Source organism: Nocardia stercoris (assembly GCF_003696265.1).
Taxonomy (GTDB): Bacteria; Actinomycetota; Actinomycetes; order Mycobacteriales; family Mycobacteriaceae; genus Nocardia; species Nocardia stercoris.
This window is the reverse complement of sequence record NZ_RFFH01000013.1, coordinates 1-15,832: the sequence shown is the minus strand read 5'-3', so window position 1 is coordinate 15,832 and position 15,832 is coordinate 1. Positions and strand designations below refer to the sequence as shown.

General features: G+C 69.3%; 13 protein-coding genes. 3 read left to right on the top strand and 10 right to left on the bottom strand.

Translation table 11 applies throughout. From position 1 onward, the window contains the following. Positions 1 to 150: 150 nt before the first annotated feature. The gene (purF, locus tag EBN03_RS24610) at positions 151 to 1,734 is read right to left on the bottom strand and encodes an amidophosphoribosyltransferase (RefSeq protein WP_233608606.1); all 1,584 of its coding nucleotides are present in this window, start codon (positions 1,732 to 1,734) and stop codon (positions 151 to 153) included. A gap of 210 nt (positions 1,735 to 1,944) precedes the next feature. Next, positions 1,945 to 2,331, bottom strand: a complete 387-nt coding sequence (locus EBN03_RS24605; RefSeq protein WP_122190506.1) for a sterol carrier family protein — start codon at positions 2,329 to 2,331, stop codon at positions 1,945 to 1,947. Positions 2,332 to 2,497: 166 nt separating this feature from the next. Between EBN03_RS24605 and EBN03_RS24600 the strand changes: the two genes are divergently transcribed. Then, positions 2,498 to 2,791 carry a YiaA/YiaB family inner membrane protein gene (locus EBN03_RS24600; RefSeq protein WP_122190620.1) on the top strand — a complete coding sequence of 98 codons (294 nt, stop codon included), beginning with the start codon at positions 2,498 to 2,500 and terminating at the stop codon, positions 2,789 to 2,791. 93 nt (positions 2,792 to 2,884) lie between these two features. Here EBN03_RS24600 and purL read toward each other — a convergent pair whose 3' ends face one another. Beyond that, on the bottom strand, positions 2,885 to 5,179 hold the full coding sequence (gene purL, locus EBN03_RS24595) for a phosphoribosylformylglycinamidine synthase subunit PurL (RefSeq protein ID WP_122190505.1): 2,295 nt from the start codon (positions 5,177 to 5,179) through the stop codon (positions 2,885 to 2,887). A gap of 194 nt (positions 5,180 to 5,373) precedes the next feature. Between purL and EBN03_RS24590 the strand changes: the two genes are divergently transcribed. Beyond that, positions 5,374 to 6,672 carry a glycosyltransferase 87 family protein gene (locus EBN03_RS24590; protein ID WP_233608605.1) on the top strand — a complete coding sequence of 433 codons (1,299 nt, stop codon included), beginning with the start codon at positions 5,374 to 5,376 and terminating at the stop codon, positions 6,670 to 6,672. Between the two features lie 13 nt (positions 6,673 to 6,685). On the opposite strand, the gene EBN03_RS24585 is transcribed toward EBN03_RS24590, so the two are convergent. The 4 genes from EBN03_RS24585 to purS all read right to left on the bottom strand — a co-directional run bounded on the left by EBN03_RS24585 (position 6,686) and on the right by purS (position 9,835). After that, positions 6,686 to 7,981 (bottom strand): M18 family aminopeptidase, encoded by a 1,296-nt coding sequence (locus EBN03_RS24585; RefSeq protein WP_122190504.1) that lies wholly within the window; start codon positions 7,979 to 7,981, stop codon positions 6,686 to 6,688. Between the two features lie 131 nt (positions 7,982 to 8,112). Further along, positions 8,113 to 8,550, bottom strand: coding sequence for a MarR family winged helix-turn-helix transcriptional regulator (locus EBN03_RS24580; protein WP_122190503.1), 438 nt, complete (start codon positions 8,548 to 8,550; stop codon positions 8,113 to 8,115). A 377-nt stretch (positions 8,551 to 8,927) separates the two neighbouring features. Beyond that, positions 8,928 to 9,602: a phosphoribosylformylglycinamidine synthase subunit PurQ gene (purQ, locus tag EBN03_RS24575; protein WP_122190502.1), complete on the bottom strand. Its 675-nt coding sequence runs from the start codon at positions 9,600 to 9,602 to the stop codon at positions 8,928 to 8,930. Further along, positions 9,599 to 9,835 (bottom strand): phosphoribosylformylglycinamidine synthase subunit PurS, encoded by a 237-nt coding sequence (purS, locus tag EBN03_RS24570; RefSeq protein WP_122190501.1) that lies wholly within the window; start codon positions 9,833 to 9,835, stop codon positions 9,599 to 9,601. The genes purQ and purS overlap by 4 nt, the downstream gene beginning before the upstream one ends. A 184-nt stretch (positions 9,836 to 10,019) precedes the next feature. Here purS and EBN03_RS24565 point away from each other — a divergent pair, with 184 nt between their 5' ends. Next, positions 10,020 to 10,664: an MBL fold metallo-hydrolase gene (locus EBN03_RS24565; RefSeq protein WP_122190500.1), complete on the top strand. Its 645-nt coding sequence runs from the start codon at positions 10,020 to 10,022 to the stop codon at positions 10,662 to 10,664. A gap of 34 nt (positions 10,665 to 10,698) precedes the next feature. Here EBN03_RS24565 and EBN03_RS24560 read toward each other — a convergent pair whose 3' ends face one another. From EBN03_RS24560 to EBN03_RS24550, 3 genes are all read right to left on the bottom strand, one after another. Beyond that, entirely contained in the window at positions 10,699 to 12,069 is a 1,371-nt protein-coding gene (locus EBN03_RS24560; protein ID WP_122190499.1) for a dipeptidase, read from the bottom strand. Positions 12,070 to 12,235: 166 nt separating this feature from the next. Next, the gene (locus tag EBN03_RS24555) at positions 12,236 to 12,940 is read right to left on the bottom strand and encodes a DUF2334 domain-containing protein (RefSeq protein ID WP_122190498.1); all 705 of its coding nucleotides are present in this window, start codon (positions 12,938 to 12,940) and stop codon (positions 12,236 to 12,238) included. Between the two features lie 478 nt (positions 12,941 to 13,418). After that, positions 13,419 to 15,638 (bottom strand): S9 family peptidase, encoded by a 2,220-nt coding sequence (locus EBN03_RS24550; protein ID WP_122190497.1) that lies wholly within the window; start codon positions 15,636 to 15,638, stop codon positions 13,419 to 13,421. Positions 15,639 to 15,832 lie beyond the last annotated feature (194 nt).

Below are 15,832 nucleotides of genomic sequence, written 5' to 3'. Positions count from 1 at the left end.
CCAAACCGAATCGGGCGGATAGATGCCTGCTCACGCTACCCGAATCGGATAACAGGACTGCAGCGCGGTTCAAGTCCCCTGGACCGCGCGACTGCCGATCGGGGCATCGGAGAGGGGGCGCCGGCGGCGGTGAGGCCGCCGGCATCCGGGTCAGGGGCGGCTGAGCGCGCTCGCGTTCGCGTTGTCGCTCAACAACTCCGTCTCGGACTTGCCGGTGAGGATGCCCTCCAGCAGGTTCTTGCCGATGGCCTCCTCCTCCGGCAGCGGGATCGGGTAATTGCCGTCGAAACACGCACAGCACAGCCGCGAGGCCGGCTGCTCGGTCGCGCCGATCATGCCGTCGAGCGAGATGTAGCCGAGCGAGTCGGCGCCGATCGAGCGGCGGACCATCTCGACCATCTCCTCCATGGAATCGGCCGCGTCGGCCGGGCCCGCGCCGTTGGCGATCAGCTCCGCGCGGGACGCGAAGTCGATGCCGTAGAAGCAGGGCCACTTGACCGGCGGGGACGCGATCCGGACGTGGATCTCCAGGGCGCCCGCCTCCCGCAGCATGCGGATCAGGGCGCGCTGGGTGTTGCCGCGCACGATGGAGTCGTCGACCACGATCAGGCGCTTGCCCCGGATCACGTCGCGCAGCGGGTTGAGCTTGAGCCGGATACCGAGCTGGCGGATGGTCTGACTCGGCTGGATGAAGGTGCGGCCCACGTAGGCGTTCTTCATCAGGCCCTGGCCGTAGGGAACGCCGGAGCCCTGCGCGTAACCGACGGCCGCGGGCGTACCGGATTCCGGCACCGGAATCACCAGGTCGCCCTCGACCGGGTGCTCGGCGGCCAGGCGGCGGCCGATCTCGACCCGGGTGGCGTGCACGGAACGGCCCGCGATGGTGGAGTCGGGGCGAGCCAGGTACACGTACTCGAAGACGCAGCCCTTGGGTTCCTGGTGGGCGAAGCGGGAGGACCGCACGCCGTTGGCGTCGATGGCCAGCAGCTCACCGGGCTCGATCTCCCGCACGAACGCGGCACCGACGATGTCGAGCGCGGCGGTCTCGCTGGCGACGACCCAGCCGCGGTCCAGCCGGCCCAGACACAGCGGGCGCACGCCCTGCGGGTCGCGGGCGGCGTAGAGGGTGTGCTCGTCCATGAAGGTGAGGCAGAACGCGCCACGCAGGGTGGGCAGCAGTTCCATGGCGGCCTGCTCGATGCTCTTGTCCGCGGCGGCGTGGGCCAGCAGCGCGGTGATGACATCGGAGTCCGAGGTGGCGGCGACATCGTTGCGGCCGTTGACCAGACGCAGGTCGCGGGCACGGGCGGCGAGCTCGGCGGTGTTGACCAGGTTGCCGTTGTGGCCCAGAGCCAGGCCGGTGCCGACGCTGGTGGTCCGGAAGATCGGCTGCGCGTTCTCCCAGGTCACCCCACCGGTAGTGGAGTAGCGGCAGTGCCCGATCGCGATGTGCCCGGGCATGGCGGCAAGGGTCTGTTCGTCGAAGACCTGACTGACCAGACCCAGATCCTTGAAGACGAGGACCTGCTGGCCGTCGGCCACGGCGATACCCGCGGCTTCCTGCCCGCGATGCTGTAGCGCGTACAGCCCGTAGTAGGTCAGTTTGGCCACGTCCTCACCGGGCGCCCAGACTCCGAACACACCGCATTCTTCGCGTGGCTCGTTCTCGGGGGCGTCCTGAGCGGATGCGGAGGGCGGGGTAGAGCGGTCAACCGGTAGATCAGCGTGCGTCACCGTTTGCTCCCAGTTCGGCGGGCGGGGGGCAACGATCATTCTACGGGTAGTCGTACCCGACACACCCTCCGGATGTACCCCGTTACCCCGGCGTTTGCTGTATCTGTGGGCGAACTCACGAGCTCAGCGGCGCATTCATGGTCATACGTCCACCTCAGCGGCCGGAGGGGTTCGTCACACGCTCGATCCGGCTGGGCGGGCCACCACCGCTCACAACCGCAGCAGCGGAAGCCAATGGACGAGGTCGGCGGCGCGCAAACCGGAGACGGTGAGCGCGCCGGAGTCGACGGCGTCGGAATAGGACAGCAGCCCGGTCGCCAGCAGCAGCCAGGTGCGGGGGTCGGTCTCCACCACATTCGGCGGGGTGCCGCGAGTGTGCCGGGGGCCCTCGATGCACTGGACCGCGACGAAGGGCGGGACCCGGACCTCGACCGAGTGCCCGGGCGCATTGGCGGCGAGCGTGCGGGCCGTACCGCGCACCGCGGCCGCCAGCTCGGCGCGCGCCGGGGCGGGCTGATCCGCGTCCCGCAGCCAGTCCCCGATGGCCGTCACCGCTGCTCGTACCTGTGCGGGATCGACCGCTCCACGTGCTGCCACGATTCGAGCCTACGAAACGGCCGGCGGGTGCGGTGCGGCCGCGGTCGTTCGCTCGGCCGGGCGCTGCGACCCGATGCGGCTGTTCGGCCGCCGGCTCCGGAACTACGCAGTGCACTCGAGTAATTCCACTCGGGTGCGAAAGACGCTGGCAGCGGACACTTTTCCCATGAGTACCGCAGCCGCACAGCCCAAGAGTTCCGGCGCGTTCCTGGCGCAGGCCGCGATCGCGTTCGGAATCAGTTTCGCCGCATCCGTTTTCGGGGTCGCCTACCTGCCACTGGACATCTGGCAACGCGGGTTCCTGATCATCACGCTGTTGTTCCTGGTGAGCAGTACCTTCACCCTCGCCAAAGTGGTTCGCGACCAACACGAGTCGAGCCGGGTCACCCACCGGATCGACGAGGCGCGGATGGAGAAGCTGATGGCCGAGCACGATCCGTTCCGGGTTCCGGGCGTGTGAGGTATCGAACGCGCCCGCCACACAACGAGATTCGCCCCCGGCCACCTTCCGGCGCCAGGGGCGAACGCTCGATCGAATCAGTGCTCCGCCGAATCAGTGCTCCGCGTTGCCGAACAGCTTCGGCAGGGTGCCCTCGAAGGTGTCGCGCAGGTCGGTCAGCGCGACCGAGAACTGGCCCTGCACTTCGAGTTCGTCCGAACCCTCGTCGACCACGCCGATGCGCGTCCACGGGAGCTCACGGGCCGAGAGCATCTGGGTGAAGCGGATCTCCTCGTTGCGCGGGACCGCCACCAGCACCCGACCGGCGGACTCGGAGAACAACGCCACGAACGGGTCGGCGTCCTCCGGAAGGACCAGGCGCACACCGGTTTCCCCGGCCAGCGCGGCCTCGACGACGGTCTGGATCAGGCCGCCCTCGGAGATGTCGTGCGCGGCGCTGATCATGCCGTCGCGGGAACCGATGGACAGCACGTCGGCGATCAGCTGCTCGCGGGCGAAGTCGACCTTGGGCGGCAGGCCACCGAGGTGGTCGTGCGCGACCTGCGCCCAGATCGAGCCACCGAACTCGTCGTGCGTCTCGCCCAGCAGGATCAGCGTCTCGCCCGGCTCGGTACCGAAACCGGTCGGGATGCGGCGGTGCACGTCGTCGATCACGCCGAGCACACCCACCACCGGGGTCGGCAGGATCGCGGTCTGCCCGGTCTGGTTGTAGAAGCTGACGTTACCGCCGGTGACCGGAATGCCCAGGGCCACACAGCCGTCCGCGAGGCCGCGCACGGCCTGCTGGAACTGCCACATCACGCCCGGGTCCTCCGGGGAACCGAAGTTCAGGCAGTTGGTGACGGCCTTCGGGGTGGCGCCGGTGGTGGCCACGTTGCGGAACGCCTCGGCCAGCGCCAGCTGCGCGCCCGTGTACGGGTCGAGACGGGTGTAGCGGCCGGACGCGTCGGTGGCCAGCGCGATACCGCGACCGGACTCCTCGTCGATGCGGACCACACCGGCGTCGGCGTGCTCGGCGAGCACGGTGTTGCCGCGCACGTAGCGGTCGTACTGTTCGGTGATCCAGCGGCGGCTGCACAGCTGCGGGCTGGCCAGCATCTGGAACAGGGTGGCGCGCAGCTCGTCACCGGTCTTGGGCCGGGGCAGCGAGTCGGTGGTGGCCAGGTTCAGCGCGTCCTGGTCGGCGGGCCGCTCGACGGGCCGCTCGTAGACCGGGCCCTCGTGGGCGACGGTGCGCGGCGGCACGTCCACCACGGTCTCGCCGCGCCAGGTGATGACCAGGCGCTCACCGTCGGTGACCTCACCGATGACCGAGGCCAGCACGTCCCACTTCTTGCAGACGGCCATGAAGGCGTCCACGTTCTCGGGGGTGACAACCGCGCACATGCGCTCCTGCGACTCGCTGGACAGGATCTCGGCCGCGGTCATGCCCGCGGCGCGCAGCGGCACCCGATCCAGGTCGATGTGCATGCCGCCGTCGCCGGCCGCCGCGAGTTCCGAAGTGGCACAGGACAGTCCGGCACCGCCGAGGTCCTGGATGCCCACGACCAGCCCCGCGTGGTACAGCTCGAGACAGCACTCGATGAGCACCTTCTCCGCGAACGGGTCACCGACCTGCACGGCCGGCAGCTTCTTGCGGCCGGCGCCGGACTCGTCCCCGGCGAAGGTGTCCGAGGCCAGCACGGACACGCCGCCGATGCCGTCGAGGCCGGTGCGCGCACCGAACAGGATGATCTTGTTGCCGGTGCCGGACGCGAACGCCAGGTGCAGGTCCTCGACCCGCATCACACCCGCGCACAGCGCGTTGACCAGCGGGTTGCCCTGATAGGAGGCGTCGAACACGGTCTCACCACCGACATTCGGCAGACCCAGCGAATTGCCGTAGCCGCCGACACCGCGCACGATGCCGTCCACCAGGCGCCGGGTGTCGGGATGGTCGGCCGCACCGAAACGCAGCTGGTCCATGACCGCGATCGGCCGCGCACCCATCGCCATGATGTCGCGCACGATGCCACCGACACCGGTCGCCGCACCCTGGTACGGCTCCACATAGGACGGGTGGTTGTGGCTCTCCACCTTGAAGGTGACCGCCCAGCCGTCGCCGATGTCGACGACACCGGCGTTCTCGCCGATCCCGGCCAGCATCGACGCCTTCATGGCGTCGGTGGTGGTCTGGCCGAAATAGCGCAGGTGCACCTTGGAAGACTTGTAGGAGCAGTGTTCGCTCCACATCACCGAATACATCGCCAGCTCGGCGTCGGTGGGGCGGCGACCGAGGATCTCCCGGATACGGGCGTACTCGTCGTCCTTGAGGCCCAGCTCACGATAGGGCTGGGGAGCATCGGGCGTGGCTGCGGCGGCGGTGACGGTATCGACGTGGACGGTCACGGTGAGTACCAGGATTCCTTTCGGCCGGGCATGGGAGAGCAAACGAGCCCTGGTGCTGGGAAGCGGCGATATACGTCCGTGAGTCTAATCTGTGGCAAATACCCGGCCGGAACCGTGACCCCCGCACATGTGACCCACGACCGTGCGGGCCGCCACCGCCGGAGAGCGCCGGTCGCAGCGGATACGCTGGCGCTGTGAACAACCGATCCCGGGTCGCGGATCCGGACGAGATCTCGCCGACCAGCATCGTTGCTGCCGAATCCGGTCCGGGCGCGGTGTGGCGACGGCGTCCGCTCACCACGGCGGCGGTCCTGTTCCTGTTGTCGGCGATCGTGTCGGTGGCCGCGAAACAGTGGCACGGTTACATCGATCTACAGGTCTACCGCAACGGCGCCCGAGTGTGGCTGGACGGCGGCGATCTGTACGGCCCGATGCCGCAGGTGTACGGGCTCGGGCTGCCGTTCACCTATCCCCCGCTGGCCGCGTTGTTCTTCGCCCCGCTCGCGCTGATGCATCTGGCGGCCGCCGAGACGGTGGTACTGCTCAGCTCGCTCGCCGCGCTGGGCGTGACGCTCTGGGTGGTGTCGGACAGGCTGCGGCCGGAGCTGGATCCGCGCGCCCGGCTGGCGCTCATCGTCGCCCTGATGGCCCTGATCGACCTGCTGGAACCGGTCCGCCAGACCTTCAACTTCGGCCAGATCAACCTGGTCCTGCTGGCCGCGATCACCCTGGACGCGCTGGTCCGCAAGCCGTTCTGGCCGCGCGGCATGCTGATCGGGATCGCGGTGTCGGTGAAGCTGATCCCGGCCGGATACCTGCTGTACTTCCTGCTGCGCAAGGACTGGAAGGCGGCCGCGACGCTCGTGGTGTCCGCGGCCGGCGCGATCGGGCTGGGTTTCCTGCTGTTTCCGAAGGATTCGTCGAGCTACTGGTTCCACACCCTGTGGGACACCGACCGGATCGGCCCGCCGTCCTTCGCGGGGAACCAGTCGCTGAAGGGTTTCGCGTTCCGGCTCGGCACCTCGGATTCGACGGCGACCCTGATCTGGGCGGCGCTGTCGCTGGCCACCGTGGCCCTGGCTGCGGTGTGGATGATGCGCCTGCTCGAGCGGCAGCAGACCGTGGCGGCGCTGCTGGTGAACGCGGCCGCGGTGCTGTTGGTATCGCCGGTGTCGTGGTCGCACCACTGGGTGTGGGTGGGTCCCGCACTACTGGTGGGCGTCGACCTGATCGCACGCCGCCGGACCGCCGGACTGCCCGCGCGCGGGCTCACCGCCGGTGTCGGCTCGCTCACCGTGCTGTTCGCGATCGGACCCCACTGGCTGCTGCCGCACAGCCGCAACCGGGAGGCCGGCTGGTCGCTGTGGGAGCAGCTGGTGGGCAGCAGCTATGTGCTGGTCACGTTCGCGATCGTGGTCCTGGCGGCGCTGTCACATCAGGCCCAGGGCGGGCGGCCTGCGTGGTCACGCTCCGCTGCCGCCTCCGGCCGCTGACCGCCCTGAGCGGCTACCGGCCCGCGGTCGCGGGGGTCAGGAACGCGGCCAGCGCCGCCGCGTAGGAGCGCACGTCGGCGGCGCCCATCAATTCGCGGGCGGAGTGCATGGCCAGCTGCGGTGCGCCGACGTCCACAGTCGAGATGCCGGTGCGCGCGGCGGTCATCGGGCCGATGGTGGATCCGCACGGCAGGTCCGCGCGGTGCACGTACCGCTGCATGGGGACACCGGCCTGCGCGCAGGCGAGGGCGAACGCCCCGGCGCCGGTCGCGTCGGTGGCGTAGCGCAGGTTCTGGTTGACCTTGAGCACCGGGCCGCCGTTGATCTCGATCCGGTGCGCGGGTTCGTGCCGGTCCGGGTAGTTGGGGTGGGTGGCGTGCGCCATGTCGCCGGACGCCACCAGCGAACCGGCCAGCGCCGCGAGATAGTCGGCGCGGTCGCCGCCGCGGGCCAGCACGATCCGTTCCAGAACGGCGGTCAGCAGCCCGGACTGGGCACCGCGATCGGACTGGCTGCCGACCTCCTCGTGATCGAACATGGCCAGCACCGGCGTCGGGTTGCCCGGCTGATCGAGCGCGGCCAGGAAGGCGTGCAGGCCGGCGTAGCAGGTGCCCTGGTTGTCGAGCCGGGGCGCGCTGACCAGATCCAGCTCCCGCCCGACCAGGCGACTCGGGGCCAGGTCGTGGGTCATGAGCTCCCAGCCCAGCACGGCGTCCGGATCGACGTCCGCGTGCTCGGCCACGTACGCCAGGAACGACTGCGGTTCCCCGCCCACACCCCATACGGCGTTCACATGCCGCTGCGGGTCCAGGGAGACGCCCTTGCGGTCCTCGGACAGGTGGATAGCCAGCTGCGGCACGCGCAGCAGCGGTTCGTCGATGCGGACCAGGTGCTCGGTGACCGTTCCGCCGTCGTGCACGCTGAGCCGGCCCGACACCCCCAGCTCGCGGTCGAGCCAGGAATTGAGCCAGGCGCCGCCGTAGGGTTCCAGCCCGACCAGCTGCCAGCCCGCGACCGCGAGGTCCGGATGCTGTTTGACCCGCAGGTTCGGGCTGTCGGTGTGGGCGCCGAGCACCCGGAACGGGCCGGTGACCTCGGCGTCGTCGGCATCCGCCCACGCCACCAGCGAGCCGCCGCGGATCACGTAGTGCCGGCCGCGCGCCGCGGGCCAGGGCCGCGACTCGGCCAGCTCGGTGAAACCGCGCGCCTGGAGTTCGGTGGCGACGGTACGGCAGACATGGAACGGCGAGGGTGCGGCGTCGATGAAGGCGCACAGCCCGGACGCCGTCGCGGAAGTGGATACCGGCATACCCGGATCCTAGCCAGCGCCGCACGCGCGCGGCGGAACCGCTGGAGTACCCACTACCGAATGCGAATATTCCGGTCGCACAATAATTTTGCTTGCAACCGGCGAAGAATCATTCGCCGGTATTCGCAAACTCAATCGGTGACGGGACCTTCGGCGACCAGTTCCAGCAACCGCAACAGTTCGGCGTGACTGCGCGCGCCGATCCGCTTGCGCAGGCTCTCCTCGAACTGCTGCTCGTCGGCTTGCACCGACTCGACCAGTTCCGCGCCGCGCTTGGTGAGACCGATCAGGATGCGGCGCCGGTCGTCCTCGGCCGCGATCCGGAAGATCAGGCCACGCTCGGCCAGTGCGTCGGCGTGCCTGGTCGCCGACGACGGCGGCAGCTGCGACTTCGAGGCCAGGACACTCATCGTCACACCGGACTCGGTGGACAGGTTGGACAGCATCGCCCATTGGTCAGCCGACAGTTGCCTGGTACCCAGGGCCGCGTCCAGGTGACGCAGCCAACTGCGTTCCGCAGCACGCAGGGCTCCATGAAGCGTCGAAAGCCCGCTTGCAATGGTCGACATCTTTTTCCGCCCGTCAATTTTTCGCTCGAACGTCAAGAGGGTACCGGAATGTAGGTCCACCTCGAGTGTCGAAAAGATGTGATCGACATCCTGTACTTCCACGCGAGCGGTACCGCGGCCGCAAACTTGTCGTCGCGTCCTACCCGGAATTTTACCGGCTCTTCGAAAACATCAGCGGCGCAATAATTCTCATCGACCGAACGGGTAAGGAGCCCGTTCGGTCCGGGCGCGCGGGCCCGCGACGGCCCGTAACGCGAACCACGGCCGGACGTGAAAGCCGTCACAGTGACGGCTCGGATGAGAGGTGGCGAAAGCGAAACGGTCCCGCCGGGCGGGTGCACCGCCCGACGGGACCGTCGGCACAGAGAATCAGCCGGTCAGGCGGAGACCAGCGCGTCCAGGACGGACAGGAACAGGCCCAGACCGTCGTCGCTCGGGCCGGTCAGCGCCTCGGTGGCGTGCTCCGGGTGCGGCATCAGGCCGACGATGCGGCCGTCGGCCGAGGAGATGCCCGCGATGTCGCGCTGCGAACCGTTCGGGTTGTCCGCGTAACGGAACACCACGCGGCCCTCGCCCTCCAACTCGTCGAGCACCTGCTGGGACGCCTGGTAGCGGCCCTCGGCGTTCTTGACCGGGATCAGGATCTGCGCACCCGGCTCGAAGCGGGAGGTCCACACCGTGTCGGTGCGCTCGACCTGCAGCCACTCGTCGCGGCAGATGAAGTGCAGGCCCTCGTTGCGGGTCAGCGCGCCCGGCAGCAGGCCGGCCTCGCACAGCACCTGGAAGCCGTTGCAGATGCCCAGCACGGGCATGCCCTTACCGGCGGCCTCGACGACCTTGCCCATCACGGGCGCGAACCGGGCGATGGCGCCGGCCCGCAGGTAGTCGCCGTAGGAGAACCCGCCGGGGACCACGACCGCGTCCACACCCTTCAGGTCGGCGTCGGCGTGCCACAGGCTGACGGCCTCGGCGCCGGACAGGCGCACGGCCCGGGCGGCGTCGACGTCGTCGAGCGTGCCGGGAAAGGTGATGACACCGATCCGCGCGCTCACGACACCCGCACCACCTTCCAGTCCTCGATGACCGTGTTGGCCAGCAGCGACTCGGCGATCGTCTCGAGCTCGGCGTCGGTGACGCTGCCGTCCAGCTCGAGCTCGAACCGCTTGCCCTGCCGCACATCCGAGACGCCGGGGAAGCCCAGGCGCCCGAGCGCACCGACAATCGCCTGACCCTGCGGATCCAGGATCTCGGCCTTCGGCATCACCTCGACCACGACTCGTGCCACGCGTTGCTCCTTGAAAATCGGGTGGATTACCTGGACAGATTAGTCGTACCGCCCGGGGTGCACCGGCTCGGGTAGCACCGCGCGCGATGCGGCGGGCGGTGGCGCGCGCCGACACGGTTTCCGGTGGTGTGCGGCTGTCGCGTGCAGCACCCGTTTCGAAGCTCACCCGGCTACCGTGGACCCCATGCGCATCACCCATTTCGGTCACTCGTGCGTTCTGGTGGAGTTCGACGGTACGAAGGTGCTGTTCGACCCGGGTACCTTCTCGCACGGATTCGAGGGCATCACCGATGTCGATGTGATCGCGGTCACCCATCAGCATCCCGATCATCTCGACCCCAACCGGATCGAGGCGCTGGTCGAGGCGAATCCGCAGGCCCGGCTGCTGTCGGATCCGCAGACCGCCCAGCAGCAGGCCGGCCGCTGGGAACCGGTGCGGGCCGGTGAGGTGCTCAATGTCGGCAGCGTGCAGATCACCGGTGGCGGCGGCCGGCACGCCGTCATCCACCCCGAGATCCCGGTGATCGACAACACCGTCTTCCAGCTGGGCACACCCGACGATCCCGCGCAGTTCGTGCACCCGGGCGACTCGCTGTGGGTGCCGTCGACCCGGGTCGGGGTACTGGCGTTGCCGGCCGCGGCGCCGTGGATGAAGATCAGCGAGGCGGTCGACTATCTGCGCGCGGTCGCGCCCCGGGCTGCCCTGCCGATCCACTTCGGCATCGTCGCCCCCGAGGCGCAGGGCGTCTACTTCGGGCGGTTCGCCGAAATGGGTCCGCCGGACACGGAATTCCGGGTGATCGAGCCCGAGGACACGCGGGAGTTCTGAGCGCCTCGGCCCGCTGACTGAACCTCGATGCGGCTCAGGCGTGGAGGTTCGCCAGGAACAGGGCCTCGGCCAAAGCGAGGTGCTCGATCTCGGACGGGTCCACGCTCTCGTTGGGGGCGTGGATCAGGCAACCGGGTTCCTCGACGCCGATCAGCATGATCTCGGCCTCGGGGTAGGTGTCGGCCAGCACCGTGCACAGCGGGATGGAACCGCCCTGGCCTGCCGTGGTCACCGCGCGGCCGTAGGACTCGCGCAGCGCGTGTTCCAGGGCGGCTCGCGCCGGCCCGCCCGAGCGTGACCGGAACGGTTCGCCCGCACCGGGTTCGGGTTCCACGGTGAGTTTCGCCTGCCACGGGACGTGCGCGTGCAGGTGCTCGACGAGGGCACGTACCGCCTCGCCGGTGTCCTGCCCGGGAGGTACCCGCAGATTGAGCCGGGCACGGGCGCTGGGCTGCAGGGCATTCGCCGATCCGATCACCGGGGGCGCGTCGATCCCGATCACGATCACCGCGGGCCGGGCCCAGATCTGATCGGCGATCGTGCCGCCGCCGATCAGACTCACACCGTCCAGCACCTCGGCGTCGGCACGGAACTGCTCCTGCGGATACTGCACGCCGGTCCAGCGCTGGTCGGCGGGCATGCCGTCGATCGTGGTGTTGCCGTGCTCGTCGTGCAGGGTGGACAGCAACTGGATGAGGGCGGTCAGCGCGTCCGGCGCGGCACCACCGTAGGAGCCGGAATGCTGTGCGCTGCGCAGTGTTTCGACGGTCACGACGAGATTGGCCGCGCCCCTGAGGGTTTCGGTCAGGGTCGGCACGCCGAGCGCGAAGTTGCCCGCGTCGCCGATGATGACCGTGTCGGCGCGCAGTAGGTCCGGGCGGTCGCGCACCAGCTGCTCCAGTCCGCCGCCGCCGATCTCCTCGGCCCCTTCGGCGACCAGCGTGATCCCGACCGGAAACGGATTGCCGCCCAAACTTTCCCGCAGCGCGCGCAGCGCCGTCAGGTGCATGACGAGATTGCCCTTGCAGTCGGCCGCGCCCCGCCCGTACCAGCGGCCGTCGCGTTCGGTCAGCGCCCAGACCGGACTCGTCCAGGCGGCCTCGTCCAGCGGCGGCTGCACGTCGTAGTGGCAGTAGAGCAGGACGGTGGGCGCACCGGCCGGCGCCGGATACCGGCAGACCACGGCGGCACTGCCGTCGGCGGTGTCGTACAGCGCGGCGTCGGTCAGCCCGACCGCGGCGAAGGCGTCGGCGGTCCACTGTGCGGCGGCCCGGCACTCCTGCGGCGGGAACTGGCGCGGGTCGGCGACCGAGCGCATCGCCACCAGCGTCCGGAGATCCGACTCCGCTTGCGGCATCAGTGCTTTCACCCGCGACCGCAATTGCTCGACCCCAGCACCCGTCATGCCGCCCGAGTCTACCCAGCACACCGTGATGTCGCCCCCGACCGGCCGCGGCCGACGGTGAATACCACGACCGCGGTACTTCCGCGCCCCTGCGGCGATCTCTCGCCGCGATCCGCCTACGGGCGAACGCTTACGCAATCTGCCTGCAGCCGAGCATCTTTCGCGATCATGCCGCAGCCGCCCGCCGGGCCGCCGGCTCCCAGCGGTACACATCCGGGGTGGCGTTGTGGAACAGCGCCAGATCGACCGCGTCCAGCACAGCCTGACGCGGGCCGGGCCGCTCCAACTGCGCCGCGGACACGGCCAGCCGCAGGGTCCCGCCGCGGCGCACGGTGCGGGCCGCGGTCATGACCAGTGCCGTGCACCACCAGGGCTCCGCGCGGAAACCCTCACCGATGCCGTGCACCCAGGCCCGCTGTACCGCATCCCGCTCCAGGTCGACGATGCCGGTCAGCGTCAGGGCCAGCCGGAAACCCACATCCGGCAGGGCCGCCATCGCGCCCTCGGAGACGTTCCAGCGCGGCGCCGCGAACAGCCGGGTGCGCAGCCCGACCTTCTCCATCACCCGGTCGGCGGCCATCAGCCGCAGCCGCGCCTCGTGTTTGGGCAGCGCCGCGAATTCCGAACGGCGTGAACGGGTCGCGGCCTGGTCGTAGCCGTGCAACACGATCGAGTCGCCGCCGTCGCGCCGCTCCCGCAGCCACTGCTGGGTGCTCGGGTCGGCGGCGAGCCGGTACTTGCCCTTGAGCCGGGGCGCCACCAGCAGCGACAGCGGCACCCCGCGCCGGTCCATTTCGGCGGCGAAAGATCCGGCCGCGTCCCGGGTCGTGTCCCGGATACCGGAAACCGACACGATCACGTGTGCGTTCATGGTGCGGCTCGTCTTCCTCGCAGAGCATGAGCCCGGGTGTTGCGAGGTACGCCGCACCCGATCAGCCCACGCGGTACTTGCTGATCACTCAACTGTCGGTGCGCGAGGTGTCGCCGGAGTGCTCAGCGGATGACGCCGCGGCGAATTGTTCGCCTCCCATAGAACGCCGCTATGAACAGCCATGATCGACGGCCGAACGCACGACGGCGCGGCCGACCCGGTGGAGCGGCCGCGAACCGGACGACCCGAAGCCGACCGATCGGACGACCGCGAACTGAACAGATCCCGCGACCGCGACCCGATCCGATCAGATCCGGCGAGCGGGAACCGAACCGATCCACGACCACGAACCGAACCCACGACCGCTACCGCGACCGCGAACCGATCCAGCCACCCCGAACCGAACCCACGACCACGACTACGACCGCGACCGCGAACCGATCCGGCCACCCCCGAACCGATCCGCCGCGGTCGCGAGTCAGGCCGCGGGAGTCGTCAGCAGCGGAGCGTCACCCAGACCCACGGTGTCGAGCACCCACGCGTACTCGAACGCGATCTCCTTCCACTGCTCGTACCGCCCGCTCGGCCCGCCGTGCCCGGAGGTCATGTCGACCTTCAGCAGCGGCGGCGTCGGGCCGGTCCCGGTGAGGCGCAGTGCGGCGATCCACTTGGCCGGTTCCACGTAGTACACCCGGGTGTCGTTGAGGCCGGTGGTGGCGAGGATCGCCGGATAGTCGACGGCCGCCACGTTCTCGTACGGGGAGTACGACTTCATGTACGCGTACACCTCCGGGTCTTCGAGCGGGTTGCCCCACTCGTCCCATTCGGTGACGGTCAGCGGCAGCGACGGATCCAGGATCGAGGTCAGCGGATCCACGAACGGCACGCTGGTCAGGATGCCCTTGAACAGCTCGGGTGCCAGGTTGGCGACCGCGCCCATGAGCAGCCCGCCCGCACTGCCGCCGTCGGCGATCATCAGGTCCGGCTCGGTCACCTCGGTGTCGACCAGGTGCCGGGCGCACGCCACGAAATCGGTGAAGGTGTTCTTCTTGGTCAGCGTCTTGCCGTTGTCGTACCAGGCCCGGCCCAGTTCACCGCCGCCGCGCACGTGCGCCACCGCGAACACCATGCCCCGGTCCAGCAGCGACAGCCGCGACAGCGAGAAACCCGGATCGATGGACGCCTCGTAGGAGCCGTACCCGTACAGCAGCAGCGGGCGCGGCCCGGCGGGAATTCCCTTGCGCCGTACCACCGAGATCGGGATCCGTGTGCCGTCCACGGCCTGCGCCCACTCCCGGTGCTGTTCGTATTCGCCGGGGTCGTAGCCGCCGAGCACCTCCTGTTCCTTACGCAGCAGCAGTTCGCCGGTGGCCGGGACGTAGTCGTAGACCCGGTAGGGCGTGATGAACGAGGTCACCACGATCCGCAGCGTCGGCTGGTCCCACTCCGGGTTGGCGCTCACCCCGGCCGCGAACAGTTCGAGGCCGAAATCGAGTTCGGTCCGCTCGCCGTAGCCGGTCTCGGTCAACGGCCACACCGCGACCCGCGGCAGGGCCTCCCGCCGGTACGACAGCACCAGATAGGAGTCGAACGCTTCGATGTCCTCCAACCGGACCTGCGGGTCGTGGTCGATGAGGATGGTCATGGCCGCCGGATCGTCGATCGGGGCCTCGGCGAGCACGGAATTCACCGCCTTCACCGGGGTGCCGTCCGGACCGGGCACGACATCGTTGTGCAGGATCAGCAGCTTGTCGACCCCGCCGATGACCGCGTGCTCGGCGGAATAGTCCACGCCCTCGCGCCGCGGCAGCAACACCCGGAACTCTCCGGTCGGGTTGTCGGACTCCAGGATCCACCCCTCGGTGGTGATCTTGGACGACAGCCAGATCATCAGATAGCGCTCGGAACGGGTGGCGCCGATCCCCACCGAGAAGCGCTCGTCGGTCTCGTGGAACACCAGGACGTCCGCGTCCCGGCCGGTGCCGAGCCGGTGCCGCCACACCTTGTCGGCCCGCCAGGCGTCGTCGAAGGTCTGATAGAAGACGTACTCGCCGTCCAGCGACCAGGTGGCACCCGGTGCCACACCCGGGATCACATCGGGCAGCACCTCACCGGTGGTCAGATTCTTGAAGCGCAGCTCGTAGCGCTCGTCCCCGGCCGTATCGTACGAGTAGGCCAGCATGGTGCCGTCGTGGCTGACCGAGAAGGCGCCGAGCGCGAAGTAGTCGTGCCCTTCCGCGAGTTCGTTGCTGTCGAGCAGCACCTGTTCCCCGGCGACCGGTTCGTCGGCGTCCAGCCGCGGCGGCGCCCACGCCGCGAGGTCGTCGCGACGGTGGTCGGTGCTGATCGGGCACCGGCAGTGGACGTGGTGCTGCTTGCCCTCGTACTGCCGGTGGTAGTACCACCAGTCCCCCATCCGGCTGGGGAGCGTCAGGTCGGTCTCCTTGTTGCGGGCCTTGATCTCGTCGTAGATCCGCTCGCGCAACGGTGCTTGGCCGGCGGTGCGGGCCTCGGTGTACGCGTTCTCCGCTTCCAGATAGGCGATGACCTCGGGATTCTGCTTGTCCCGCAACCATTCGTACTGGTCGACGAAGGTGTCGCCGTGATGCGTGCGTTCGGTCGGCACCCGCTTGGCGATCGGCGGCGTATCGGTCGCGGCGCCGGTACTGGACGGGGACACGCTGTTGTCGAGAGACATGTCCCCACCGTAGTGCGCGGTGCCGCGGTAGCGGCGCGTCAGGTCCGGTGGAGTCCGCGGCCGGGGTCTAGGCAGTGTTTCGAAGTGAATGATGGGTTGGCACCGCTGTGCGGTGCCAACCCATCAGCATGTTCAGCGAAAGTTGCTGTCCACGTTGGCATGTAGGCGAGGTCTCCGGTAGTTGGTTCAGCTGT

Coding starts and splice junctions, on each gene's coding strand:
- EBN03_RS24565 (WP_122190500.1), top strand. CDS start 10,020: ATGCGCATCACCCATTTCGGTCACTCGTGCGTTCTGGTGGAGTTCGAC.
- EBN03_RS24560 (WP_122190499.1), bottom strand. CDS start 12,069: ATGACGGGTGCTGGGGTCGAGCAATTGCGGTCGCGGGTGAAAGCACTG.
- EBN03_RS24555 (WP_122190498.1), bottom strand. CDS start 12,940: ATGAACGCACACGTGATCGTGTCGGTTTCCGGTATCCGGGACACGACC.
- EBN03_RS24580 (WP_122190503.1), bottom strand. CDS start 8,550: ATGTCGACCATTGCAAGCGGGCTTTCGACGCTTCATGGAGCCCTGCGT.
- EBN03_RS24550 (WP_122190497.1), bottom strand. CDS start 15,638: ATGTCTCTCGACAACAGCGTGTCCCCGTCCAGTACCGGCGCCGCGACC.
- EBN03_RS24600 (WP_122190620.1), top strand. CDS start 2,498: ATGAGTACCGCAGCCGCACAGCCCAAGAGTTCCGGCGCGTTCCTGGCG.
- EBN03_RS24585 (WP_122190504.1), bottom strand. CDS start 7,981: ATGCCGGTATCCACTTCCGCGACGGCGTCCGGGCTGTGCGCCTTCATC.